The sequence below is a fragment of the Catenibacterium sp. GCM10023432 genome (assembly GCF_042651925.1).
In the GTDB taxonomy this organism is placed as follows: domain Bacteria; phylum Bacillota_I; class Bacilli_A; order Erysipelotrichales; family Coprobacillaceae; genus Catenibacterium; species Catenibacterium mitsuoka.
Map to the genome: position 1 here is coordinate 18,003 of NZ_JBHSEB010000109.1, position 25,911 is coordinate 43,913.

Consider the following 25,911-nt stretch of genomic DNA (forward strand, 5'->3'; position numbering starts at 1 on the left):
AGGAGTGTTTTCGATGAAACGTAGAATAGAAGAAGTAAAGAAAATTGTTATTAAGGTAGGCTCAAGCTCACTTTGTGACAAAGATGGAAAAATCAACAAAGAAAAAATATTGATGTTAACATGGCAGATTGCCAAACTTAAAAGAGAAGGCTATATCGTTGTTTTAGTCTCTTCAGGAGCTATTGCAGCGGGTATGGGCGCATTAGGACTAGACAGTAAACCGAAAACACTACCGGAAAAACAGGCTTTAGCTGCGATTGGGCAGGCAAGACTAATGGAAATCTATGAAGAAATATTCCAGGTCTTTAATATGAGATGTTCTCAGATCTTATTAAATCATGATGACTTTGATGATCGTCATCGTTTAATGAACTTAAACCATACAATCAATGCACTACTCAATTATGGTGTTGTTCCTATTATTAATGAAAATGATGCTTTGGCAGTAGATGAAATCAAGGTTGGTGACAATGATACATTGGCTTCACTTATTGTTCCTCTAGTAGAAGCACAATTATTAATTCTCGTGAGTGATATTGATGGTCTTTATACAGGCAATCCTCATACTGACCCTGATGCTATGCTTATCCACTATGTAGATAAGATTGATGATACTATTTTGAGCTATGCAGGAGATGCAGTCAGTGGTCTAGGTACAGGTGGCATGGCGACTAAACTAAAAGCGGCTCAAATGGTCAATGCATTAGGTAGTCATATGTGTATTGTGAATGGACAGAAAGAAAACAGTATATTAAATGCTTTAGATAATGAAGGGACTTGGTTCAATGGCGCTTCTGGCACAAATATGAATGCAAGAAGACATTGGATTGCCTATCGTACTAAACCAAGAGGAACAATTATAGTTGATGCAGGATGTAGAAAAGCGATTGTTGATAAACATGTCAGTCTTTTACCTACAGGTATTAAAGATGTGGAAGGAAGATTCTTAGAGGGACAGGTTGTTGATATCAAGGACGAAGAGTTAAATACAATTGCGAAGGGTGTAGTCAATTATGCCAGTGATGAAATCAGACTGATCAAGGGACACCAGTCTTCTGAAATAGATGACATATTACATCGTCATGACTATGATGAAGTAGTACATGCAAATAACATGGTTGTATTGGAGGAAAGATAATGAATACATTATTAGAAACACAATTAAAGCGTGCAAAAGCAGCTGCACGTCTTTTAAAGAATATGCCTACTTGCACAAAGAATCAGGCACTAGATAAAATAGCCGATGCATTGATTGCACATAGTGATGAAATTCTAGAAGCCAACAAAAAAGATATGGCACATGCCAAGGAAGTCAATATGACAAAAGCAATGCAGGATAGACTCTTATTTACCTATGAGCGTATTGTAGGAGTGAGTGATGGAGTCAAGAAGGTAGCTACATTGCCTGATCCTATTGGTGAAGTGATGGAATCCTGGACAAGACCAAATGGTCTAAAGATTTCTAAGGTGAGAGTGCCTATTGGTGTATTTGGAATTATTTATGAAGCCCGTCCTAATGTGACTGTAGATATTGCCTCTCTTTGCTTAAAATCAGGCAATGCATGTGTTTTAAGAGGTGGCAAAGAAGCCATTCATACAAATAAGAAATTAGTAGAAATTATGAAGGATGCCACTAAAGACATCTTGCCAGAAGGGGTGATTGAACTGATTACAGAACTAGATCACGCCATCGTAGGAGAACTCATCCATGCCAATGAATATGTGGATGTTATTGTACCTAGAGGTGGTGCTGGACTCATTCAGTTTGTTGTTAAGAATGCAACAGTACCTGTTATTGAAACAGGCGCTGGTATCTGTCATCTTTATGTTGACAAGGATGCAGACCTTAATAAAGCATTAACTATTGCAGTCAATGCGAAGATACAGAGACCTTCAGTATGTAATGCGATAGAAACAATACTTGTACATAAGGATGTGGCAGACAAGTTCTTACCTGAACTTAAAAAAGCCTTTGAAAAAGTAGAAATCAAAGGGGATGATGCAACATGTCAAATCATTAACTGTGAACATGTTACAGATGACAGTTATGCAACAGAGTATGATGACTATATTGTGAATATTAGAGTTGTTCACTCAGTAGAAGAAGCAATCAATCATATTTATACATATTCTACAAAGCATTCAGAATCCATTATTACTGAAAATGATGAAACAGCCGCATTATTCATGAACAGTTTAGATAGTGCCTGTGTTTATCATAATGCCTCTACAAGATTCTCAGATGGTGGAGAATTTGGCTTTGGGGCAGAACTGGGTATCAGTACACAGAAACTTCATGCCAGAGGCCCACTTGGTTTAAAAGAAATGTGTTCTTACCAATACAAAATTGAAGGAAATGGCCAGATTAGAGAGTAGTAAAAATTACTACTCTTTTTTATTGACAATAGTTAGCACCCTAACTATAATGTTTAGCATGCTAACTAATGACAAGGAGGTGTACTATGGATATGCAAGAGAATGTCAAAGTGATGATGGATAAGGTCGCAGTACTTAGAAAAGTAGTAGGAAAGTATATGATGCGTAACTTTAAGGATATGCCTTTAACAGGTGATCAATCACGCTTGTTATTTGTGATTAAAGAACATGGTCATTCTCAAAAAGAAGTGGCACAATGTCTTCATGTTTCTGATGCAACACTTTCAGTAAGAATCAAGCGTCTAGAAGAAGCAGGCTATATTATTCGTGAACAGAATCCTCAAGATAAACGTCATTCTACAGTGCGTTTAAGTAAATTGGGTGAAGAGTATTTAGAAACCTGTAAGGATAAGATGAGGCATATGGAAGAAGTGTGCAGCAGAGGACTCACAAAAGAAGATCATGATACCGTATTACATATGATTGATATGATTATTAAGAATATGGAAGATGAATTAATGGAGGAAGACGATGCTTAAACTAAAGAAATATTTTAAGAAATATTGGCTATTATTTGTATTAGCCATCGTTTGTATATTTGGACAGGCCTATACTGAATTAACACTTCCTGATTATATGTCAGATATCGTATCTAGCGGTATTCAGGCAGGAGGCTTCGATTCAGCTATATCTCCTGTATTAAGTGAAGAAACTTATAATCATTTATTATTATTTGTCTCTTCCAAAGATCAAAAAGTATTAGAAAATGTGTATAAGAAGACTCCTGCAAAGGATGTGGACAAGTTTTATTATAAGACATTCAAGAAAGCAAAGAATCAGACTTTATATATCTTAAAGAAAGATGCAGATGAAAAAAAACTCAATAAAGTATTAACTAAGCCCATGTTGATTGTTCATTCTATGAATAAGATGAAACCTGGTACAAAGCAGTATAAGTCATTTGAAACAAAGATTGATTCAGCCATTAATTCTGCTAAGGAAGGGTATCAAAAAGGCTTAGATGGCTATAATAAAGGTTTAGAACAGTATAATGCTGGCATGGATAAATACAATCAGGGTGTGAAGCAGTATGAACAGATGCAGACTGCTATTAAGCAGTATGATAGTGCATTAAACGCACTAAACACTCAGTTTGGTTCATATGAAAAAGCCAAAGAAATGCAGAACACTTTAACAGCACAATATAATGCATTACCTGAGGGTGAGGCAAAAACAAAGCTTCAGGCTCAATTAGCCGGTATTTCTCAGGCAGTCGCTGGTTATGAAAAACTCAATGCCTCAGCAGGTCAGATGGCGCAAATGAAGAGCCAGTCTTCAACAATCAAGAAACAGCTTGATCAGGCTAAAGAAAAAGTCGCTTCTGCAAAACCTCAATTAGATGAATCTAAGAAGAAACTAGATGATGCAAAAGCACAGATTGATGCCATGGAAACACATTTAAACAATGGAGATATTTATTATTTCATTGGTTCAATGAGTGAAGAAGAACGTAATAAGATGTTTGAAAGCGTTGATAAGCAGGTAAAGACTATGGGTGAATCTACAATGAAGATTGCAGCTGGTGAAGGTGTTAAAGCGGAATATAAGAAGCTTGGTGCGGATGTCAATAAAGTACAGAACCAGTATATTGCCCATAAAGGTATTCAGATGTTAGCTATTGCCTTACTTGGTGTTGTGGCTTCTATCTGTGTTGCATTCTTAGCATCTAGACTTGGTGCAGCAGTTGCAAGAGATTTACGTTTAGCTGTATTTAAGAAGGTTGAAAGCTTCTCTAATACTGAATTCAATAAGTTCTCTACAGCCTCTTTAATTACTCGTAGTACAAATGATATTGTTCAGATCCAGATGGTTCTTGTGATAATCGTAAGAATGTGTATGCTTGCTCCAATAAATGGTATTGGTGGTATTATGAAGGCTGTTAAGAACTCACCATCCATGACTTGGATGATCTTCTTAGTTGTCATCATTATCTTTGGAGTATTAGGTGTTACTTTCTCTATCGCAATGCCTAAATTCAAGATTATCCAGCAATTAATTGATAAGTTAAACTTAGCTATGAGAGAAAACCTTTCAGGTATTCTTGTCATTCGTGCATTTGGAAATGAAGAAGAATCTGAAAAACGTTTTGATCAGGCAAACAAGGATTTAACACATACAAATTTATTTGTTAATAGAGTGATGGTCTCATTAATGCCTATCATGATGTTTATCATGCAGGGTATGACTTTACTTATTATCTACTTTGGGGCAAAGCAAGTTGATTTAGGTAATATTGCGATTGGTGAAATGATGGCCTTCTTACAGTATGCCATGATTATCGTTATGAGTTTCTTGATGGTCGCAATGATTGCAGTTATGTTACCTCGTGCAAGTGTTGCTGCAAACCGTGTGGCAGAAGTATTAAATACTGAACCTACAATTAAAAATCCAGAACAGATCACTTCTTTTGATGAAGATAAGAAAGGTTTAATAGAATTCAAACATGTATCATTTAAGTATCCTGGTGCTGATGAACCAGTCTTAACTGATATTGACTTTACAGCCCGTCCTGGTCAAACAACAGCCTTTATTGGTTCAACAGGTTCAGGTAAATCAACACTTATTAACCTTATTCCTCGTTTCTATGATGTCACTGAAGGTGAAGTGATGGTAGATGGTGTGGATGTAAGACATGTTTCCATGCATGATTTAAGAGAACGCATTGGTGTAGTACCTCAGAAGGGATTATTATTCTCAGGTACAATTGAATCAAATATTAAATATGGTGCCCCTGATTTATCTGATGAAGAATTGGCTGAAGTGATTGATGTCGCGCAGGCAAAAGAATTCATTGAAACAAAACCATTGGGCGTTGAAGAACCTATTGCACAGGGTGGTACAAACGTATCAGGTGGACAGAAACAGCGTCTCGCAATTGCAAGAGCACTTGCAAAGAATCCTGAAATTCTTATTTTTGATGATAGCTTCTCAGCACTTGACTTCAAGACTGATGCCACACTTAGAAAACGTCTAGGAGAAATGACTGCAAAGACACATAATACTGTCTTAATCGTTGGACAGCGTATTGCATCTATCATGCATGCTGATCAGATCATCGTACTTGATGAAGGTAAGATTGTAGGAAAAGGCACACATGAAGAATTAATGAAAACATGTTCTGTCTATCAGGAAATTGCCTTATCTCAGTTATCAAAGGAGGAATTGGACAATGAATAAAAATCGTCGCGCTCCAATGGGTATGGGCAGAGGCCGTGGTAATAATGAAAAAGCTAAGGATTTAGGTGGTACATTAAAGAAGTTACTCACATACTTAAAACCATATCATTTCAAGATTTGTATGGTTATGGTATTTGCGATATGTTCTACTATCTTTAATATTCTAGGTCCTAAAATTCTTGCGAAAGCAACAGATAAATTATCAGAAGGTATCATGGCGAAGGTAGCCAATACTGGTGGTATTGATTTTAATTATATCGTCAAGATATTATTGATTCTTGTCGTGTTATATGTAGCAAGTTCACTCTTCAGCTATATTATGGGTTGGATCATCTCTGGTGTTTCACAGGACGCAGCCTTCTCACTAAGAAAAGATATTTCTGAAAAGATGAACCGTTTACCACTTTCTTATTTTGATAAGCATACAAGTGGTGATATCCTCTCTCGTGTAACTAACGATATTGATACAATCGCTCAGTCACTTAACCAGTCTTTATCTACACTTATTTCTAACGTAGTCACTCTTGTTGGTATCTTTATTATGATGCTTACAATCAGCTGGCAGATGACTTTAATTGCAGTTGTAGTATTACCTGTATCAATGACCTTGATGCGTTTAGTTATGAAGCATTCACAGAAATACTTCATTCAGCAGCAGAACTCACTTGGTGATGTCAATGGTCATATTGAAGAAATGTATGGTGGACATCAGGTAGTCAAAGCGTTCAATGGCGAAGAAAAATCTGTAGAACAGTTTGAACAATACAATGAATCACTTTATACATCTGCATGGAAATCACAATTCTTTGGATCACTCATGATGCCTATCAGTAACTTTATCGGTAATATCGGTTATGTAGGTGTTTGTATTATCGGTGGTATTCTAGCAGGCTCTAAAACAATTACTATTGGTGATATCCAGGCATTTATCCAGTATGTTAGACAGTTCAACCAGCCAATCTCACAGATTGCTCAGGCGGCTAACTTATTACAAAGTACGGGTGCAGCGGCAGAACGTGTCTTTGAATTCTTAGAGGAAGAAGAACTTACAGAAGACTCAGCCACTCTTACAACTGAAGAAGTACAGAATATGAAGGGTGCTGTCACTTTTGCGGATGTTCACTTTGGTTATAATCCAGATAAGATCATCATCAATGACTTCTCACTCCATGTTCATGCCGGTCAGAAGGTGGCCATTGTTGGTCCGACTGGTGCAGGTAAAACTACTATTATTAAGTTATTAATGCGTTTCTATGAACTCAATGGTGGTTCTATCATGATTGATGGTGAAGATATCACTCAAATGAAACGTAGTGATCTTCGTTCATTATTTGGTATGGTATTACAGGATACATGGTTATTTAATGGTACTATCATGGATAACTTGAAATATGGTCGATTAGATGCCACTGATGAAGAAGTCAAAAAAGCATGCATGAGTGCGCATGTTGACCACTTTATTCATACATTATCTGATGGCTATAACACTATGATCAATGAAGAATCTTCTAATATCAGTGCAGGTCAGAAGCAGTTATTGACTATTGCTCGTGCCTTCTTAAAGGATCCTAAGATTTTGATTCTTGATGAAGCAACATCCTCAGTTGATACAAGAACAGAAGTATTAATTCAGCAGGGGATGGATGAATTAATGAAGAATAGAACATCATTTGTTATTGCGCATCGTCTTTCTACTATTAGAGATGCAGATACAATCATCGTTATGCGTGATGGTGATATTGTAGAAATCGGTAATCATGAAGGATTACTTAAAGAAAATGGTTTCTATGCAACACTTTATCGTTCACAATTTGAAAATGGACAGTAAAAAGACTTGATAGTCACTTGACTATCAAGTCTTTTTTGTATAAGATACAAAAAATATTTTGAAAGGAGGAGAACATGTCATGATATTAAGACAAGCAGTTATAGGTGATATAGAAGCTATCTCTCATATAGAGTCTCTATGTTTTCCTAAAGCTGAAGCAGCGACTTATGAGCAGTTTAAAGAACGCTTTAATGCCTTCTCAGAGAACTTTCTTGTATTAGAAGATAAAGATGTTATTGGCTTTATTAATGGGAATACATCGAATATTAAAGGCTTACCAGATGCATTCTATGAAGATGCTTCATTACATGATCCGAGTGGTGATTATATGACAGTTTTTGGCTTAGATGTACATCCTGATTATCAGCATCAAGGCTTAGCACATATGCTTATGAATGGTTATATCACTCTTGCGAAGGAGCGAAATAAAAAAGGAATCTTCCTTACTTGTAAAGATCACTTGATTGGCTTTTATGAAAGTTTTGGCTATAAGCATCTTGGTGTCTCTTCTTCTACTCATGGAGAAGCAAAATGGAATGATATGTATCTGGAGGTATGAATGTAGAAGTGATTAATGTAGGGACTGAACTTCTTCTTGGTGAAATCATCAACACAGAAGCTCCGGTACTCTTTAAGATGTGTAAGGAATTAGGATTTGATATTTATCATCAGACGACTGTGGGTGATAATCCACAACGTTTATTAGAATGTCTCGATATTGCGTTTAAAAGAGGGGCTGATTGCGTCATCACTACTGCAGGACTTGGTCCAACGCAGGATGATTTGACTAAGGAACTCTCAGCAGAATATCTAGGACTAGAACTTGTCTATAACGAAGAAGAAGCCCGTAAGGTGGATGAAAAATGTCGCTTTGTGACAGGACTCGATGTTGTTTCTGACAACAACTTCAAACAGGCTTATTTCCCAGAAAATGCTTATATATTAGAAAATGATGTAGGAACAGCTAATGGCTGTGTGATGAGCAAGGATGGTAAGATGATCATCAACCTTCCTGGTCCACCTAAGGAATTCAATTATGTCTTAGAACATTCTTTAAAACCTTATCTAGAACAATATCGCCAGGAACAGATCTATACAAAAGATTATCTTGTAATGGGTATTGGGGAAAGTATGATTGATGAAAAACTGACAGAAACCCAATATAAACAAACAGATGTCACTCTTGCGATGTATGCAGGAGAAGGCTATGTGAGAGTACGCATAGCGACTAAAGCTAAAACAAAAGAAGAAGCTTATCAACATATGACCCCAATGAGGAAAGAGATAGAAACACTATTAAAAGGCTATCTGATTCCAGGAGGTTCTATAGAAAAAGCCCTCAAAGACATCATGGTCCCTATTCAATTCTTAGGGGATATAGATGTTCCCACATGGTTTAAGCCTTATGTAAAAAAGGATGCTGACTTAGTTATTTATTCTAAGGTGGAGCATGTCTCTTTAGGTGATCAGGTCACTATCCATGTGAATAACGATAAAGGATTTACAGATGGGATGCTGAAGGATTATCATCTTTCAATGAATCGTTTGACAAGCAAACTACAGCTTTATCTTTATCGTTATTTAAAAAACAGTTTACCCCTATAGTGGATAAACTGTTTGAATCGCTTCTATGACATGAAGAAAGATGTCATGAAGATTAGAAATATCAACAAGCACATCTCCACACTCTAATGAGTGATTTGCATCACGATAGAGAATAAGTGGAATGTGTGCTTCATCACATGCACATTGAATGAGATTCGTCTTGGCCCATGGGTCATTTGTGCCATGGAAGGCAATACCATTTAAGCTATACTTGAAAGTCGCAGCAAGTGGTGTGAAATAAATAGAATACGCATTCACATGATGTTCTTCATTGAAACGTGCACTAATGGCAGTACCAATACTTTTTGATACAAATAGGATTTCATCATAAGTAGAAAATGGAATATCTTTAAGAATTTCTTCAGTCTGCGCATAACCAATATCTTCAGCCTGCTTAATTAATTCATCTTTATCTTTTATATGAGGAAAGTGTTTATAGTTCACTTCAATGATCTCATAGCCATAGGCTGATAAACATTTTTTAGAGTAGTAGAGGAGTGGTTTATCACAATGATAACCAATTCCAGGAAATAGAACTGCTAGTTTTTTCATCAAATCACCTCGTGTGATTTGATTATAGCACTTATTCACATAATTTCATTGATTTAACGAGAGTTTTATGTTTTACATAATGTTCTTTATCCTCTATAATATAGTTGTATTTTAATGAAAGAAAGGATGAACATAAATGGCAGGAGTCGTTGTTGTTGGAAGCCAGTGGGGCGACGAAGGAAAAGGAAAGGTTACAGATTATCTTGCACAGCAGGCAGATCTAGTAGTGAGATATTCTGGAGGTAATAATGCAGGTCATACTATTAAATTTAATGGCCAGAAATTTGCCTTAAGACTTATTCCTAGCGGAATCTTTACAACTGGTGAAGTTGTATTAGGCAACGGAATGGTTATCAATCCTAAAGCTTTACTTGAAGAAATGAAGTATTTAAATGATGCAGGAATCAAGACTGATAAGATGCACATCTCAGATCGTGCACATGTCACTTTACCTTATCATATTGAAATTGACAAATTAGAAGAAGAAATGCGTGGTGCTGCAAGTATCGGTACAACTAAGAAAGGTATTGGACCTACTTATGTAGATAAATATGACCGTATCGGTATTCGTATTGGTGAATTCATTAATGAACCATTATTCAAGAAGAGACTTGAAGAAACAATAGCATTCAAGAAGAAACAGTATCCTGGATTACAGTGTACTGCAGAAGAAATCTTTGAAGAATATAAGGAATATGCTAAAGTAATCAAACCTATGGTTTGTGATACTGGTATCTTTTTAGATGAAGCATTCCAGGCAAAGAAGAAAATCTTATTTGAAGGTGCTCAGGGTACTATGCTTGATATTGATTATGGTACTTATCCATATGTAACAAGTTCTAACCCAGGTGCTAATGGCGTACCATCTGGTGCAAGCATTGGTCCTCTTTATTTAACAGATGTAGTAGGTGTTATTAAGGCTTATACTACTCGTGTTGGTTCTGGTGCTTTCCCTACTGAAATTGAAGGTGAATTAGCTGATTATATCAGAACTGCAGGTAATGAATTTGGTACAGTAACTAAGAGACCTAGAAGAATCGGCTGGTTCGATGCAGTTGTCGTTAACCAGTCAAGAAGAATGGCTTCATTAACTGGATGTTCATTAATGTTGTTAGATGTATTAACTGGTTTAGATACTATTAAGATTTGTACTGCTTACATGTTAGATGGTAAAGAAATCCATGGTTTACCTTCTACTATTGAAGAATTAGAAAGAGTAGAACCAGTTTATGTAGAATTACCAGGCTGGAAGGAAGATATCACAAATGTCACTTCATTTGAAGAACTTCCTGTCAATGCTCAGAACTATATCAAGAAGATTGAAGAACTTATTCACTGTCCAGTGATAATGTTCTCGGTTGGACCTGATCGTACTCAGACAATTGTGCTTAAGGATGTATTTTAATAAATAAATAGTAAAGGAGAACTTATGAAGAGAGAATTAGTACTGGTTATTGATTTTGGTGGCCAATACAATCAGCTCGTAGCGCGAAGAGTTCGTGAAAGCAACGTATATTGTGAAATCTATTCATATAAGGTTGCTATGCAGAAAATCAAAGAACTCAACCCTAAAGGAATCATCTTAACTGGTGGTCCTAATAGCTGCTATGAAGAAGGAGCTGCAACATGCGAAAAAGAACTTTTTGAATGTGGTGTTCCTGTACTTGGCTTATGTTATGGTGCTCAGCTAATGCAGTATGTATTAGGTGGAAATGTAGAAGCTGCACCTACTAGAGAATATGGAAAGACTGAAATCGTTGTTGATACAACTTCACCATTATTCTCAAATGTATCTGAAAAGACAGTATGCTGGATGAGTCATAATGACTATATTTCAGCTTTAGCTCCTGGGTTCAAATCTGTAGCACATTCTGATGAATGCCCAGTTGCAGCATGTGAAAACAGAGAAAAGAACCTTTATGGTATTCAGTTCCATCCAGAAGTATTACATACGGCAGAAGGTAAGAAGATGTTAAGAAACTTCGTAATCGATGTATGTGGATGTTCTGGTGACTGGAAGATGGATTCTTTCGTAGAAGAATCTATTAAAGCAATCAGAGAAAAAGTTGGCGATGGTAAAGTGTTATGTGCTTTATCTGGAGGTGTTGACTCTTCTGTTGCAGCAGTCTTATTATCTAAGGCTATCGGAAATCAGTTAACTTGTGTATTTGTAGACCACGGTTTACTTCGTAAAAACGAAGGTGATGAAGTTGAAGCTGTATTTGGTAAAGATGGCAGCTATGACTTAAACTTCATCAGAGTGAATGCACAGGAAAGATATTATTCTAAGCTTAAGGGTGTAACTGAACCTGAAAGCAAGAGAAAAATCATCGGTGAAGAATTCATCAGAGTCTTTGAAGAAGAATCAAAGAAGATTGGTGCCGTTGATTTCTTAGTACAAGGCACTATTTATCCAGATGTTGTAGAAAGCGGTCTTGGAGGAGAATCTGCAGTGATCAAGTCTCACCATAATGTTGGTGGATTACCTGATTGTGTAGATTTCAAAGAAATCATTGAACCATTAAGAGACTTATTCAAGGATGAAGTAAGAAAAGTTGGTCTTGAACTTGGTATTCCAGAATATTTAGTATTCAGACAGCCATTCCCAGGACCAGGTCTTGGTATTAGAATCATTGGTGAAGTTACTGCAGAAAAGGTACGTATGGTACAGGATGCAGATGCGATTTATAGAGAAGAAATTGCGAATGCTGGATTAGATCGTTCTATCGGTCAGTATTTTGCAGCATTAACTAACATGCAGTCAGTAGGTGTTATGGGTGATGAAAGAACTTATGACTATGCTGTTGCATTAAGAGCTGTTAATACTGTTGATTTCATGACTGCAGAAGCAGCTGAAATCCCTTATGAAGTATTAAATAAGACTATGAATAGAATCATCAATGAAGTACGTGGTGTGAATAGAGTAATGTATGATATTACATCTAAGCCACCTGGAACTATTGAGTTTGAATAGTCGGAGCTAAGCCGCAAAGCCCGTAAACACAAGGGTTTGGCGGCTTTTTCTCTTTATCATTGCATTACGATTGCATTTTTCTATTCAACCTCTTTATGATATGCTGCGGTGTGCTGATTGCTTGTGTAATCTGCAATGCTGTGTGAAGCGGGTGTGTATGTCAGTACGCCCGTTAATTTATTGGCAACTTCAAGATTGCTGTTCGGGTACAAATGCCCGTATGTTCCTAAAGTGGTCTGTATCTTCTCATGCCCTAAACGCTCTTTAATCAAAAGCGGGTTTTCTCCCATGCTGATTAAAAGGGAAGCGTGGGAATGTCTTAACGCATGGATTTTGATACGGTGTACGCCTGCAAGCCCGGCAAGTTTTTCTAAGGCTCTTGGAAGTGTGTGCTTACTGGTAGGAATACCGTTGTAGCTCAACACCAAATCGCAGCCTTTCAAAACTTTTTGCTGAACTTCACGCCACGCCTGCAATTCTTTTAAGGTGTCCGTGTCAATATAGATTGTGCGGACGCTTGCCTGTGTCTTTGGTTCAACAAACTTGTAATCGTCCATTGACTTATAGTACAGGGTCTTTGTTATGCTTAAAAGCCCTGTTTCAAAATCAATGTCAGACCATTGCAGGGCGGCGGCTTCGCCAATCCGTAAACCTGTCATAAACAGCACCCAAAAGGAAATGAAAAGGTAGTGTTCGTAATAATCGCCCTTATAGAGCAGGGAAATCACTTTCTGAAATTCTTCCAACGTCCAGAAGTCAACCTTTGTCTTTTTGCTTTTGATGTTGCCTATCATGCGTGACGGGTTCTTTTTTGCAATTCCCAGAACAATCGCCCGGTCAAATGCAATAGACAGCATACCCTGTACGACACGGATATAGTTGGGGCTAAATTCTTTCGCAAGCTCCAACTGCCAATTCTGCACATTGATAGGTTCTATTTCGTCCGTTGCCATTTTGTAGAAGTATGCGAAATGCTTCTGAATGGTGGAACGGCGGTTCAAGTAGGTGCTTTCCTTTACCTGTGTTTTGTACCACGGGAGATAAGTTTCCTCAATGAACGTCTGGAAAGAAATTGTTTCCTTTTTGGCGGTCAGTTCTTCGGTGGAAGTGAGGACAAGTTTTGAATATTCTTCCCTTGCTTCCTTTTTTGTCTTAAAGCCGCTTCGGTATTTCTGTATCTGTTTACCTGTTATCGGATTGTAGCCTAAGTTTGCTCTAAAATAATATGTTCCGTTATCTGCTTTCTTAATTGGGTCTTTTGCCATAATCTCACTCCTTACATAGATGTGCAAGAAGTACATTCAGCCTGTCCGTCTGGAAATGTAATACCCAATAATTCCTCCACGGCTTCCCTCGGTACACGGTCTAATTTCCGGGACTGATAGTATGTATGCCCTTTGGAAATCATAAGTTTTTTTGCTTCCCGTATAATGTCAGCCGCAAAAGAAGTCCCATAACCCAGAGCAATTAAATCTTTTTTGGTTACGGTTATCATAGCCCTCCTTTCCTAGACCAGATAATGAAACCTCAATATCTTGTCTACGATCATAACAGATTTTCAGCAAAAATGCGCTATAAATTTTATTATTTTTCAAAAAAGTTGAGTAAGAAAGGCAGCTCGGACGGCTTGGCAGCTCCACGGGACTTGCACCCCTCTCATTCTTATGAGTAGCCGTGTCATACGGGTGTATCATTATACCAATATGCGGGTCATGGCGGCGGCAGTTTCCTCTTGCCGCCTGCGGTGCGCTGAATAGTATCGCTCGCCCTTTGCGGGGTCTTGGCGTATCAGCCCACAGGCTCGCCGTATATTGAACGTGTCCGATTGCCCTATGCTGCGCTGTGCGCTTTCTTTGTCAAAGTTCTTGGGGCTTGTCAGCCCGCAAAGGCACACCATGAAGATGTACTTTTGCGGAATGGCAAGAAGCGGCGGGCGGTCATGCCGCCCGTGCTTTCCTGTCCTCTTTTTTCCTGTCTTTTAAGCCACGCTAAAGGTCATAACCTTTATAATCAGCTTGGTTTCCAGTCTGCGCCGCAGCTCCATGTCTAACCACGGGTGGGGGCAGCCTGCTTCATCATACATGGTTCGTGTTGACAGTGTTGTGATGTAGCCCTCGTAATGCTTCAACACGGTATTCATAGCGTCCACGTCCCCGGAAACAGCCGACACAATGACGGGGTAAGGGAGTAAACCGTTACCATCCTGTAAGTGCGGCGTGTTGGAAGTCGTTTCATTCATCAGCATTTCCCTCCATGAATTTTTTTAGTTCTTGTAAAGAGCTTGTCCGGCGGTAGGCTACCGTCCGGCGCAAAAGGTTCAAGTGAGCTGCAATCTCCGGGTCGTTCATTCCCAAAAAGTAATACAGCAGAATGATTTCAAGCCTGTCCTTTGGCAAAGTCTTTAGTGCTTCGGCTAGAAGCTCGTCCGCTATGAAAATCTCAAAGCCCCTCGCTTCAAAACGGTATGTATCTTTGAAATACTCGTCCCATGCGCTTAACTGTGCAAGCGTTCCCTGCGGCAGCATGGAAAAGGGTATCTCATACTGCCTAAGTACGTTCATGCGCCTGTGGTAATCCCTGCTTTCGTTCCTCAATATGCGTTTGCAGTATGCGTCAAAGGTATGCTGCTTGTGCTTTTCTTTTGGGTCTGGCTTCATGCTGCCACCTCCCCATGCCTGCGGAAAAAGCCTGTGCTTTTTTCCTGTGCTGTTACTACTACGCACTGGAAGGCGAAAATGGCAAACTTTTTCAAAAAAATTTTCAAAAAGTTTTCGACAAAGCATAAAAAAGCCCGGCTGTAATTTTTTATCAGTCGGGTGTGTTTGGTGGGGTGTTGTCGTTGGTAAATCGCTGCCTGCCCTGCAAAATGAAGGGCGTTTTTTCGGGTGTACCTGCCATTAAAAAATTTTTTATGGATAGGCTGCACCTCCTTGATTTTTTGGAAAGGGCTTGTGCCGCTTTCCAGTAAAAGATTTTACAGCCCCCGTATCACGTTTCTATCATGTCTGTATCGGGATTGTATCAAGTCTTTCTGCAAAGAATGACATTTTTATACATTTGATGGAAACGCCGGGTAGCAGAAACAGGCGGTAGCCGCAAGGGTAAAATGCACGGGCAGAGAACGCCCGCCCTTGCACCCGCCGCCCGTTTCCGCTTATGGGTCAGCTAAGAGGGAAAGCCATAAAAAAATCGGCTTCCCCTCTTTTCTTTCAATTATTTTTCAAGTAGTTTGCCATTTTGGGCTTCCAGTGCGTAGTAAGTACAGGGGGAAGAATAGCAAGCATAGGGATTGAGTACCCAATCCCGTGTTTTTCCCGTCCCCGGCGTACCGTCCGGGCGTAAAAAACGCTTGTTGGGAAGTGTCCCAAACCCTCTGCATTTTAGAGGGTTTTACCCTCTTAGAAAAACGGAAAGGAAGCGGAGCTATGGCAGAGAGAAAACGGGCTATCCAGTTAAAATTTTATGTGACGGAGCAGGAGCGCATATTGATTGAGGAAAAAATGAAGCTGCTGCAAACAGACAACTTGGGGGCGTACCTGCGGAAAATGGCAATTGACGGCTACATCATACAGCTAGACTATTCTGCAATCAAGGAGCAGACGGCAGAGATACAGAAAGTCGGCGTGAACGTGAACCAGATAGCGAAGCGGGTCAATTCCACCGGGAACGCCTATCAAGAGGACTTGGAAGAAATAAAGGGGGCATTGGAGAAGATATGGCAGTTACAAAGATACACCCTATCAAAACTACGCTGAATAAGGCGATTGACTATATTTGCAATCCCGACAAGACGGACGACAAGATTTTGATTTCTTCCTACGGTTGCTCTTATGAAACGGCAGACATAGAATTTGGTTTTACAATCTCAAAGGCAAGGGACAAGGGGGACAACCTCGGACACCATTTGATACAGTCTTTTGCGCCGGGAGAGGTCAGCTATGAGGAAGCCCACCGTATAGGAAAGGAGCTTGCGGACAAGGTTCTCGGCGGCAAGTATGAGTATGTACTGACTACCCACATAGACAAGGGGCATATCCATAACCATATCATATTTTGCTCGGTTGATTTTGTGACGCACCGTAAGTATGTTTCCAACAAGAAAAGCTATTACCAGATAAGGAATGAGAGTGACAGGCTGTGCAAGGAACATGGATTGTCAGTCGTCACGCCGGGGCAGGACAAGGGAAAGAAATATGCGGAATGGGACGCTGAACGGAAAGGCACAAGTTGGAAAGCAAAGCTGAAAGCTGTCATTGATGATACTGTCCCCAAAGCGAAAGATTTTGAAGATTTCCTGCGGCTCATGGAAGCGGCAGGCTATGAGATCAAGCGGGGGAAGTATGTTTCATTCCGTGCGCCGGGGCAGGAACGCTTTACCCGTTCTAAGACACTTGGGGAAGCCTACACGGTGGAAGCCATAACGGAGAGGATTGCCGGGACATACCGGGCGAAGCCGAAAGTGTTAAGACAGGAAAAAGCGGGTATCTCCATGCTGATTGACATTCAGAACAGTATCAAGGCGGCAGAGAGCAAAGGCTACGAACAGTGGGCGAAGATACACAACTTAAAACAGGCGGCAAAGACGTTGAATTTCCTCACGGAGCATGACATTTCAGAGTATGAGCAGTTGCAGGCGGTTCTTGATGAAGTGCATACGGAAAGCGAACAGGTAGCCGTCACGTTGAAAGGTTTGGAAAGCCGTCTGTCCGACATATCCCTTTTGATGAAAAACATATCTGCATATCAACAGACTAAGGCGGTCTATGCGGAGTACAAAAAGGCAAAGGACAAAGAAAAGTTCCTGCGAGGGAATGAGAGCAGTATCATCATTCACGAAGCCGCCGTTAAGACGTTGCAGGCGGCAAAAAACGGTGGGAAACTGCCCGATTTCAAGAAGTTGCACACGGAGTATAAGGAGCTTACGGAGAAGAAAGATAAACTGTATCAAGAGTACGGCAAACTGAAAAAGAAAGTGAAACAGTACGATATGATTAAGCAGAATGTAGACAGTATCTTGCGGCAGACAAAGCAGCCGGAACGGGACAGGCAGACAGAAAGATAATGCGAACTGTTCAGAGGGGCAGAAAAGGCGTTTTAAGGGCATTTTCGGAGCGTTTTGTGGGGCGTAGACAGAAAATAGCTCGGAAAAGGGGGTCTAAGCGTCCATAAGGGCAAAAAAACACCGGGAAATGACAATGTATCAATCATCATTCCCCGGCGTTCATGCGCTGAATTTATAGCCGATACCTAACACGGTTTTTATATAGGTCGGGTTCTTGCTGTCCGGCTCTATTTTTTTCCGCAGGTTGTAAATTACATTGACAACACTTGAATAGCAGCTATCGCTATCCATGTTCCAGACGGCTTCAAAAATCTGTGCCTTTGTGAATACAGTACCCGGATTGGAAGCAAGAAATACAAGGGTGCTGTATTCAAGGCGGGTAAGGTGTATCTCTTTTCCATTCTGAAATACCCGATGTTGATGTAATCTTATTTCCAGTTCCGAAAAAGTGAGTATTTGAGAGTATGGCGGCTGTATAGTTTCCAACTGTAAGTTATTAGCAATGGTGGCAATAACTTTTTCAACTGCCTTTTCTTCTTTATCATCAAATGTAAGTATAATTATTTTTCCTATGTTGCCACCTCCTAATTTTCAGCTTTTTTCTGTTGCTTAGATAGTTTTATTACGCTTCATTAGAAAGGTGTTCAGTTTTTTTATTAAACATATGGCGTACTTTATCTATTCGGCTATTGGGGCGGCGTGATTGAATAACTGGTTCACAAGCAGCAGCTTGATAGCCTTTTAATTCTGTCAAACAAACTGCTTGCCCATTTGTATATAGAGTTAAAGCATTACGGTATGCACTAATACAACGTACAGGAATATGTCCCGTAAAAATGACTTCATCATTTTTCGGTTGAATTGTTTCAATAATTGCACAGTATTGTGGTGCGTCGTTATATGCACGGGAAAGATATTCCTGCGGTGTAAAAAGAGTAAACGAAAGATACGGCTCTAATAATTGCGTTCCAGTTTTTTTCAATACTTGTTCCAGTACAATAGGGGCAAGGAAGCGAAAATCTGCGGGAGTGCTGACAGGGCTGTAATAAACACCATATTCAAAACAAATTTTACAATCTGTTACTTTCCAGCCATACAATCCCTGCTCCAATCCATAATCAATACCGTCCTTTACTGCATTTTGGAAACTTTGGTTTAAGTAACCGAGGGAAACTTTGCTTTCGTACTGTATTCCGCTGCCTATTGGAAGCGGAGTTACCGATAAGCCAATCGACGCCCAAAAAGGATTTGGCGGGACTTCTATGTGGATGGTATATTCTGCTTTTCTAAGCGGTCTTTCCATATATATAACAGTAGGCTCTTTGACGTTTATGTCTATATGGTATTTTTCAGTCAGCAGAGAACAGATAACTTCTAACTGCACCGTTCCTAAAAAAGAAATGATGATTTCATGTGTTATCGTATCAACATAATAACGTAAAAGGGGATCTGTATCTGCAATTTCTGTAAGAGCGTCCAATAAATACTCTCTTTGTTCTGGTTTTATCGGTTCAATCATTGTCCGCAGCATGGGTACAGGATTGTCATTCCATGCGTTGCATGGCAACATTTTTTCGTTTCCCACAATATCATTCAATTTTAATGTATCGTTAGGCAAAATAACAATATCTCCGGAACAGGCAATTTCCGTCTGTATCATTTCTCCATTTGAAGGAATATACATTTCAGTAAGTTTCATTTTCTTCTTTTCTGACAATATAATAGTGTCCCGTAAGTGTAATGTTCCACTGTAAAGACGCAAATAAACTAATCTTTGCTTATGGTCTGTATATTCAATTTTAAAAACTCTTCCACATAGTTCTGAATCATTCTCATTCATTTCAGAACAAAAAAGATTTGAAATAGCTTCGATGAGCTGTTGAGTCCCTATATTATTTCTAGCACTTCCATGGTATATAGGAAACAACGAACCTTTTTTAACACACCTAGATTCTTCATACGTTAATTCTTGTATAGTCAATTTTTCTCCTACAATATATTTTTCTAAAAGTTTATCATTTTTGGAAATTACAGGATCCCAATCATCTAAATCAATGATATTTTTAATTGATATTTCTGGAGTTAATGTTACATTTTGCATAACAATAATATCATTTGAAAGTTTTTCTTTGATATTTTGATAAATATTATTTAAGTTAATTCCATACTGATCTATTTTATTTATAAAAATAATTGTTGGTATATTCATTTTTTGAAGTGCATGGAATAGTATTCGGGTTTGTGCTTGTACACCATCTTTAGCAGAAATTACTAAAATAGCTCCATCAAGAACAGATAAGGAACGATACACTTCTGTTATAAAATCTGTATGTCCAGGAGTATCTACAATATTGATTTTGTAGTCATTCCAATTAAAAGAAGTAACTGCTGCCTGAATGGTAATTCCACGCTGACGTTCCAAAAACATAGTGTCTGTCCTTGTCGTTCCCTTATCTACGCTACCTAATTCTAAAATCGCTCCACTTGTATAAAGCAGGCTTTCCGTTAAGGTCGTCTTTCCTGCGTCTACATGGGCGAGAATGCCGATATTGATTATTTTCATGTAATTGTCCTCCATTCAAAGCCCTAAAGGGCATAAAAATCCCCAGCAGTAAAATACTTTTACCACTGGGGATAATATATTTATGGACATATATACATGACAAACTGGCAGGCAGTAATGGTCAATTTAGATACGTCAAAATCTATAAAGTAAAAGTATTCTTAAATTGGGTACAAAAAACAAACCTCATTTTAAAGAGGCATTTTAAAATTCTTTGTTCCCACTATTTGATTATAGTTTTATTTAAGAATACCTTGCCGCATATTTTTTAACTCCCTTTTTTAGGATATATGCATTATAGCATATCAATTTGTAAAAAGAAAGAGCTAAAAAGAGAAATTCACGGAATAGTGTTAATTTCAACATAGTATACATCTGCTATGCAGAGTTAATATAAACAAAAAAAGGGGAATAGCAATCCTCAGACTACTATCCCCCGGCATTTCATTTACTCCATATCTTCAGCAGGCAGAAACACAAGCCCGACAAATTCTCCCTCGGTCAGTTGCTTCAGCTTTCCCGCTGTACGCTCCGCAAGCTCCTGTATCTCTGTTTCCATGTAGGGCAGGGCGGCGGTCATTGCCGCCACCGTATCAGCCCTTGTTTTTCTCCTGTAACAGCAGATAAGGTTGATTTCCTCAAATGTGAATGTATTCATGTGTCATACCTCCAATCCCTTGTTTTTGGTCTTTGCTGCCTGCCTTTTCGGGGTGGCTTTTACGGTTTCCTTATCCTTTGCAAGCTGCGCCCGCAGGGACGGCTTTTTCCCTTTGCCGGACAGTTTTTCAATATGCGCCTTTATGTCGCCGCTGTCAAAGTGATCTCTGCTGTATTTCTCGTCCCATAGGACGCTGCGCAGGGCGGCGGGGTCTTTGGGCTGTTCCTCGAATTTTAGGAATTTCCCTAAGTCCGGGTCAGCGTCCCCGGTAATGCGCTTTCCGGCTTCCTGCGTCCGTTCCCCGTTCTCGTATATCATCTTGGTATCTCCGTGGTCAACGGAAACGTCCTTGACGTGTTCATAGAGCTTTTTATAGTCCAGTTCGTAAAGGTTTCCCGTTACCCTGCCTTTCTCAATGCCTGTCAGTTCCACCGCATAGGCAAGTATCTTGTCGCTTGTCTGCTCGGCGTAAAAGCAGAAAGTGTTATGCTCCCGTGTGTCCTTGATGAATGTGTCACGCTCCCGCAGGCACCACGTCCCGGCGGGGCGGCATAACCATAGCTGCTTTTTATCCTCCGGGTTCGGGCTTTTCGCTGCCTGCTTTAGTGTTTCTATGTCTATGTCAAAATCAGACTGGAAGTGTTCGGTGTGGGTCTGCATGATAGCCTTTAGGGATTTTAATATATCCACGTTTTCAAATTTCTGCATGGGGTCAGCTCCTTTCTAAGTCCTGCTTTTTTTTTTTTTTGCGCCGCCTTTTTCGGGGCGGCTTTCAAGGCTTCCTTGTCCTGTGCAAGCTGCGCCCGGATAGAGGGCTTTTTCTCTGTCTTGGCGGCTGTGCGGGCTTCCTTTTGTATCTCAACGGGGCTTTTCTCGGAAAGGGGGCGTATGCAGGGTAAGCGGTCAGCGGCGTAAATGGCGTTGTCGTTAAGCTGCCTTTGCCACGCCCCGGCTTTGGGCGACCAACGGAAGCCGCTTTCCTTTAAGGCTTCACGGGTCTTTTCGTCCGGCTTTTCCTCAAAGAAGATTTGCAGGCGGTTGTCCTCCCGGTTTGCTTCCACCCTGCCGCCGTCAAATTCCCACCCGGCGTAGGCGGTTTCCTGCTTCCTTGTCAGCTCCGCAATGCGCCCCTTTACCCGGCGTATCTCTGCGTTGTTGTTCGATAAAGCCCATGAGGGGTAGGGCTTATCCTCTATGTGCCATTGTGACGACATTTCCGCTTTCATTTTTTCGATACTTTCAGCGGAGAGGTTCGGGCAGCCGTCAAGGGTCTTGTGCTTTCGGTAGTAGGCGTTTACTGCTTTCATGGTGTCCTGTGACGCTTGCAGCTTTTCCAGTTTTGCTTCCAGTTTTTGTACTGCCTGCGGGTCGTCCGCACTGATACCGCCCATGCCCGTGCTGCGTATCTTGTCAAGCAAGCCCTGTATGTCGTTCCATTCCTCCATGTTCCTGTCACGGGCGGCGTTCTGCTTTTCTTTCTTCCGTACCGGGAAATTAGAGCCGCCTGTAATGAGGATAGAGGGTACACGGGCTTCAATGGAAAAGCTGCTGTTCATGTTCTCCGCAAGTTTCCGGGCGTAGGTGTCAACAAGGTTGTCAATCTTTTCATGGTACATGGGGTCAACACGCTTTTTCTGTTTTTCCCCAATCTCCACGGCTCGGTCTACCATTTGGCGGTATTCTGCGGTTGCGCTGCCGGGCTTGTAGTCGCTGTAACTGTTGGCTTCCTTTGCACGGCGGGCAGCTCCCTCATTGATTGTATAATAAATGGTCTTGCTTTCCGGGGCTGCCTGCTCCGGCGTATCTTCATGCAGGGAAAAGGGCTTCCCGTCAAAGCAAAACTCCTTTGCCGGGGTAAAGCCTGCCTGCGATAGAAAGTCCGTAATGCGTGAAAATTCCTTGTAGTCCTCCTGTGTGTAAATGCCCTGTTTTAAGGCTTCGTCCTGCGGGTATATGCACCCCTCGCTTGTAAGGAATGTAAAGGCGTGTTGGCAGTCGGAAACGTAGAGCAGGGAATTATCGGTGTTGTCATAATGCCCCTTATTGTCGTAGTTCTCGCTTTTTCCGATATAGATTTTGTCGTCCATAGTAAAGAGGGCGGTCATGCCGTCATAGCGGCTAAGGCTTGCGGCTGTGATACGGGCGGTTTCCTGCCCGGTGGCGGCTTCCCGGTCTTTCTGTATTGCGTCCGCAAGGTCGGAAAGTGAGATCTGCTCTCCGGCGTTTGCTTTTGCTTCCAGTGCGTCCGTATTGGGGGTGTTGTTGATAACGCCGTCAATCATGTTTGCATTTTGTTCCGTGGAAAGCTCGGCGGCTTTTAAGGGGTTCTCTAACAGGAAATCTTTTGTTATATCCACAAAACCGATACTGTCCGTATAGTGGGCGGTGTCTTTGCCGTTCTGATGAAGCACTACCACGTCAGAAACGGAGAGGGAATGTCCCTTGAAATCTTCCGGGCGGTCAAAGTTGAACTTCTCAAAAATGCGCTCTAAGCCCATGCCCGGCGTGAGTGCGGCTTCATAGACTTTTTCATAGTTTGCGGAGTCAACGGCAAGCCCGTTTTCCTGCAATCGCTCTAAAGAACGGAAATGGTAATCTACGGGTACATTATCTTTTAACTGATAAATGGTAAAGGTGTTTTCGTCCTGCTCCTTTGCGCCGTATTCGTGCAGCATTTCCTTTGTGGCTTCGCTCCCGGCTAGTTCCTCTTTCATGGTACGGTACTCCATGAGGGCGTTCCAGTCCTCCCTGTGTACGCCGAAAATGCCGCCTTTTTCCGCATGGGCTTTTATATCCTCTGCGTTCTCTGGTATGCTTTCGCTTCCGTCCTCATGGAGTAGAAAACTCTGCATATCCTCCTTTTCATAAAGGTGCAGGGCGGCTTCTTCCTTTAGGGGCAGCATACCGTCCCATGAGTAGCCGTATTCCTGCATATCGGGAACAGAGATAGAGGGGTCGGGCAGCCCTGCGGTGTATGGCTCGTAACCGTTTGCGGCGTATTCCTCCACGGTCATTCCTGCGGCTGCGGCTTCCTGTGCGATTTCCTCCTTGACGTGTTCCTTGTAGGCTTCAAGCTCCGTGTCAAAGTCTTTGAGCTGCGGGGCAGGTGGCAGCTCATAATTCCCGCTGTTTACCATTGCCCGGCATTTAGAAACATACTCCTGCATGGCGGTATGGTAGGCGGTTTCCGTGCCTGTCATGCTCCCGTTTTCTTCCAGTGCTTTTGTGGCGGTCTGCTCCATTTTGGAGAGGTTTTCGTGCAGTTTTAGATAGGGGACAAATTCATTTAAGAGCATGGAACGCTCTGCCTTGTCCGCTTCCAGTCTTTCCGTGCCGCTGTGCTGTAAAAGGTAATTGTCCCATTGCTCGTTATTCTCATAATAAGTATGGTATTTTTCGATATGGTCTATGAGAGTGCCGTCCCCGTCCCCTAAGTCCTGCCGCCCGCCGTAATTATCGGGCTGTCCGTCCATTACAAAGTCAATGCGGAACTTGGTCTTGTAGTAGCCGTCCTCTTTGGCGGTGGCTGCGTCAAGGCTTCCGATAAGGGCGTTTGCTTCGGAAAGGCTCATTGTTTCGCCGTCATGGAAGCGGCTGTGTTCGCTCCAAATGATAGTGACAATCGGCTCTGCGTTAGGGTCGGGCGTGGGGAAATTTTCTTCTTCTGATTGCTCCGGCTGCATTTCCTCTTTTGTGGGTGTGGCTGCTTCCGGCTCCGGCTGTTTTTCCTCCGGCGTGGGTTCGTTCCCCGGCGTTTCTTGCGCCTGTGCCTGCTCCTTATCCTTTGTCAGCTCCGCAAAGTTTTTATCTATGTCCTTAATCAGTTCGGAAGCGGTGCTGCGGATTGTTTCAAGGGACGCTTTCAGCTCGGCAAGCTCCCGCCCGCTGCTCCATTGTGCCACATAGGAAAAGGAATAGTCGGAAGTGTCAAGCCCGTAATGTTGGCATACAGCATAGGCAATTCCCTCTGCCTGTACCTCACGGGTGCGGCGGTCTGGTCGGTTTGCCCGCTTCTCCGGGGGTGCGTTCAAATCTATGTCGTGCAGCTTGGCGTGTGCGGTTTCATGTATCAGCGTTTTAATGTTCTGCAATTCGCTCATGCCCTCGTTAATGGTAATGCGCTTGTCGGTCTGGGAGTAATAGCCCTTTGCGCCGCTTTCTATCTTTTCAAAACCTACCGGGACGGGTGCGGCAAGCTCCGCCGCCTTGAAAAAATCGGCGTACTGTTCCACGTCCCCGGTCAGCTCGTCAACGCCGATAGAGGGAAGCTCCTTTCCCTCGGTCTGCGACACGTCAAAGACGGAAACAACCTTGAACGCCGGGACGGTTATTTCCGTTTCCTCCTTGATGGGGTTTCCGTCTTTATCCGTCACGGGCTTTTGTGTCTTGGGGTCGATTTTATCTATTTCTTTCTTGATTTTGTACGGGGACGGCGCAAGCACTTTGATACCTTTTGCGCCCCTTGCCACCTGCCGCCCAAACAGATTTTTCCATGAGTTGTAGCCTGCCACTAAAGTAGCGTCCGGCTTCTGCATGGCAATGAGCAGGGTGTTGTTGAAGCTGTAATTATGGAATTTTGACATTACCCGCAGATATTCCTTGAAGCGGTCACTTTCAAATAATTCCTGTATGCCCTGTTCCAGTCGGTCAGTGATCTCTTTCATTTTCTCGGCGGGCTTCTGCGCCTTTAGCTCGATAGGGCGTGAGGGGTTGGCGGCGGCTATGTCCGGCGGGGCTGCTGCGGCTTCCTTTTCGGTCTGCTCCGGGGCGGTGCGTTCCGTTTCCGGGTAGCCCATGATACGGTATTTCTCCGGCGTTTCTTTCCCGGTGTAAAGCTCTTTCCATTCCGTCCCGCTTCTTGCGATATAGCCGTAGTCGGTCAGCTTCCCGTCCTCATGGAGTGCGGCGTTAAAGCCGAAATCCTCCCTGTCAATGCCCGCTTTCCATTGCTCCGGCATTTGCACTTTGCCGCTGTCATTGAGGAAATGTTAAACCGCAAACTCTACCCATAATAAAAAGTAATAAAACCGCAAATTAAATTAATAAACAGGTGGAA

Annotated in this window: 20 protein-coding genes and 1 pseudogene; 11 read left to right on the forward strand and 10 right to left on the reverse strand. The window is 41.4% G+C overall.

What is annotated here, in order from left to right:
* The first annotated feature begins 13 nt into the window (after window positions 1-13).
* The 7 genes from proB to ACFOZZ_RS13015 all read left to right on the forward strand — a co-directional run bounded on the left by proB (window position 14) and on the right by ACFOZZ_RS13015 (window position 9,046).
* Entirely contained in the window at window positions 14-1,138 is a 1,125-nt protein-coding gene (proB, locus tag ACFOZZ_RS12985) for a glutamate 5-kinase (protein WP_376815400.1), read from the forward strand.
* Window positions 1,138-2,376 carry a glutamate-5-semialdehyde dehydrogenase gene (locus ACFOZZ_RS12990; protein ID WP_376815401.1) on the forward strand — a complete coding sequence of 413 codons (1,239 nt, stop codon included), beginning with the start codon at window positions 1,138-1,140 and terminating at the stop codon, window positions 2,374-2,376. The genes proB and ACFOZZ_RS12990 overlap by 1 nt, the downstream gene beginning before the upstream one ends.
* An 86-nt stretch (window positions 2,377-2,462) precedes the next feature.
* Window positions 2,463-2,915 carry a MarR family winged helix-turn-helix transcriptional regulator gene (locus ACFOZZ_RS12995; protein ID WP_055232661.1) on the forward strand — a complete coding sequence of 151 codons (453 nt, stop codon included), beginning with the start codon at window positions 2,463-2,465 and terminating at the stop codon, window positions 2,913-2,915.
* Window positions 2,908-5,613 carry an ATP-binding cassette domain-containing protein gene (locus ACFOZZ_RS13000; RefSeq protein WP_376815402.1) on the forward strand — a complete coding sequence of 902 codons (2,706 nt, stop codon included), beginning with the start codon at window positions 2,908-2,910 and terminating at the stop codon, window positions 5,611-5,613. Before ACFOZZ_RS12995 ends, ACFOZZ_RS13000 begins: the two co-directional genes overlap by 8 nt.
* A complete protein-coding gene (locus ACFOZZ_RS13005) occupies window positions 5,606-7,441 on the forward strand; it encodes an ABC transporter ATP-binding protein (RefSeq protein ID WP_329966783.1) in 1,836 nt (611 codons plus the stop codon). Before ACFOZZ_RS13000 ends, ACFOZZ_RS13005 begins: the two co-directional genes overlap by 8 nt.
* Before the next feature lie 79 nt (window positions 7,442-7,520).
* Window positions 7,521-8,000 carry a GNAT family N-acetyltransferase gene (locus tag ACFOZZ_RS13010; protein ID WP_055232658.1) on the forward strand — a complete coding sequence of 160 codons (480 nt, stop codon included), beginning with the start codon at window positions 7,521-7,523 and terminating at the stop codon, window positions 7,998-8,000.
* On the forward strand, window positions 7,997-9,046 hold the full coding sequence (locus ACFOZZ_RS13015; RefSeq protein WP_278778816.1) for a molybdopterin-binding protein: 1,050 nt from the start codon (window positions 7,997-7,999) through the stop codon (window positions 9,044-9,046). The genes ACFOZZ_RS13010 and ACFOZZ_RS13015 overlap by 4 nt, the downstream gene beginning before the upstream one ends.
* Here ACFOZZ_RS13015 and ACFOZZ_RS13020 read toward each other — a convergent pair.
* Window positions 9,041-9,598: a hypothetical protein gene (locus ACFOZZ_RS13020; RefSeq protein ID WP_055232654.1), complete on the reverse strand. Its 558-nt coding sequence runs from the start codon at window positions 9,596-9,598 to the stop codon at window positions 9,041-9,043. The two genes, ACFOZZ_RS13015 and ACFOZZ_RS13020, sit on opposite strands and share 6 nt — an antisense overlap.
* 136 nt (window positions 9,599-9,734) lie before the next feature.
* Here ACFOZZ_RS13020 and ACFOZZ_RS13025 point away from each other — a divergent pair, with 136 nt between their 5' ends.
* Together ACFOZZ_RS13025 and guaA are read left to right on the forward strand one after the other, a co-directional pair.
* Window positions 9,735-11,003, forward strand: coding sequence for an adenylosuccinate synthase (locus ACFOZZ_RS13025; protein ID WP_278778818.1), 1,269 nt, complete (start codon window positions 9,735-9,737; stop codon window positions 11,001-11,003).
* A 24-nt stretch (window positions 11,004-11,027) separates the two neighbouring features.
* The gene (gene guaA / locus ACFOZZ_RS13030) at window positions 11,028-12,572 is read left to right on the forward strand and encodes a glutamine-hydrolyzing GMP synthase (RefSeq protein ID WP_055232650.1); all 1,545 of its coding nucleotides are present in this window, start codon (window positions 11,028-11,030) and stop codon (window positions 12,570-12,572) included.
* An 80-nt stretch (window positions 12,573-12,652) separates the two neighbouring features.
* Here guaA and ACFOZZ_RS13035 read toward each other — a convergent pair whose 3' ends face one another.
* From ACFOZZ_RS13035 to ACFOZZ_RS13050, 4 genes are all read right to left on the reverse strand, one after another.
* Window positions 12,653-13,837, reverse strand: coding sequence for a site-specific integrase (locus tag ACFOZZ_RS13035; RefSeq protein ID WP_016295442.1), 1,185 nt, complete (start codon window positions 13,835-13,837; stop codon window positions 12,653-12,655).
* Window positions 13,838-13,848: 11 nt separating this feature from the next.
* Window positions 13,849-14,067 (reverse strand): DUF3173 domain-containing protein, encoded by a 219-nt coding sequence (locus tag ACFOZZ_RS13040; RefSeq protein WP_009266816.1) that lies wholly within the window; start codon window positions 14,065-14,067, stop codon window positions 13,849-13,851.
* 483 nt (window positions 14,068-14,550) lie between these two features.
* The gene (locus tag ACFOZZ_RS13045; protein ID WP_059430670.1) at window positions 14,551-14,811 is read right to left on the reverse strand and encodes a helix-turn-helix domain-containing protein; all 261 of its coding nucleotides are present in this window, start codon (window positions 14,809-14,811) and stop codon (window positions 14,551-14,553) included.
* On the reverse strand, window positions 14,804-15,229 hold the full coding sequence (locus tag ACFOZZ_RS13050) for an RNA polymerase sigma factor (RefSeq protein WP_059430522.1): 426 nt from the start codon (window positions 15,227-15,229) through the stop codon (window positions 14,804-14,806). The genes ACFOZZ_RS13045 and ACFOZZ_RS13050 overlap by 8 nt, the downstream gene beginning before the upstream one ends.
* 768 nt (window positions 15,230-15,997) lie before the next feature.
* Here ACFOZZ_RS13050 and ACFOZZ_RS13055 point away from each other — a divergent pair.
* Both ACFOZZ_RS13055 and ACFOZZ_RS13060 read left to right on the forward strand, forming a co-directional pair.
* A complete protein-coding gene (locus tag ACFOZZ_RS13055) occupies window positions 15,998-16,327 on the forward strand; it encodes a plasmid mobilization protein (RefSeq protein ID WP_055234952.1) in 330 nt (109 codons plus the stop codon).
* Window positions 16,288-17,634 carry a relaxase/mobilization nuclease domain-containing protein gene (locus ACFOZZ_RS13060; RefSeq protein ID WP_376815403.1) on the forward strand — a complete coding sequence of 449 codons (1,347 nt, stop codon included), beginning with the start codon at window positions 16,288-16,290 and terminating at the stop codon, window positions 17,632-17,634. The genes ACFOZZ_RS13055 and ACFOZZ_RS13060 overlap by 40 nt, the downstream gene beginning before the upstream one ends.
* Before the next feature lie 159 nt (window positions 17,635-17,793).
* Here the strand turns inward: ACFOZZ_RS13060 and ACFOZZ_RS13065 are convergent, their stop codons facing one another.
* The 5 genes and pseudogenes from ACFOZZ_RS13065 to ACFOZZ_RS13085 form a co-directional block, all read right to left on the reverse strand.
* Window positions 17,794-18,120: a winged helix-turn-helix domain-containing protein gene (locus ACFOZZ_RS13065; protein ID WP_376815404.1), complete on the reverse strand. Its 327-nt coding sequence runs from the start codon at window positions 18,118-18,120 to the stop codon at window positions 17,794-17,796.
* A gap of 136 nt (window positions 18,121-18,256) precedes the next feature.
* Complete coding sequence (gene tet, locus ACFOZZ_RS13070) at window positions 18,257-20,197, reverse strand: TetM/TetW/TetO/TetS family tetracycline resistance ribosomal protection protein (RefSeq protein ID WP_376815405.1); 1,941 nt, start codon at window positions 20,195-20,197, stop codon at window positions 18,257-18,259.
* 448 nt (window positions 20,198-20,645) lie between these two features.
* Window positions 20,646-20,855 carry a transposon-transfer assisting family protein gene (locus ACFOZZ_RS13075; RefSeq protein WP_055235221.1) on the reverse strand — a complete coding sequence of 70 codons (210 nt, stop codon included), beginning with the start codon at window positions 20,853-20,855 and terminating at the stop codon, window positions 20,646-20,648.
* A 3-nt stretch (window positions 20,856-20,858) separates the two neighbouring features.
* The gene (locus ACFOZZ_RS13080; protein ID WP_376815406.1) at window positions 20,859-21,563 is read right to left on the reverse strand and encodes a hypothetical protein; all 705 of its coding nucleotides are present in this window, start codon (window positions 21,561-21,563) and stop codon (window positions 20,859-20,861) included.
* A gap of 104 nt (window positions 21,564-21,667) precedes the next feature.
* A pseudogene (locus ACFOZZ_RS13085) lies at window positions 21,668-25,843 on the reverse strand (YodL domain-containing protein); the annotation flags it as partial.
* Window positions 25,844-25,911: the final 68 nt, after the last annotated feature.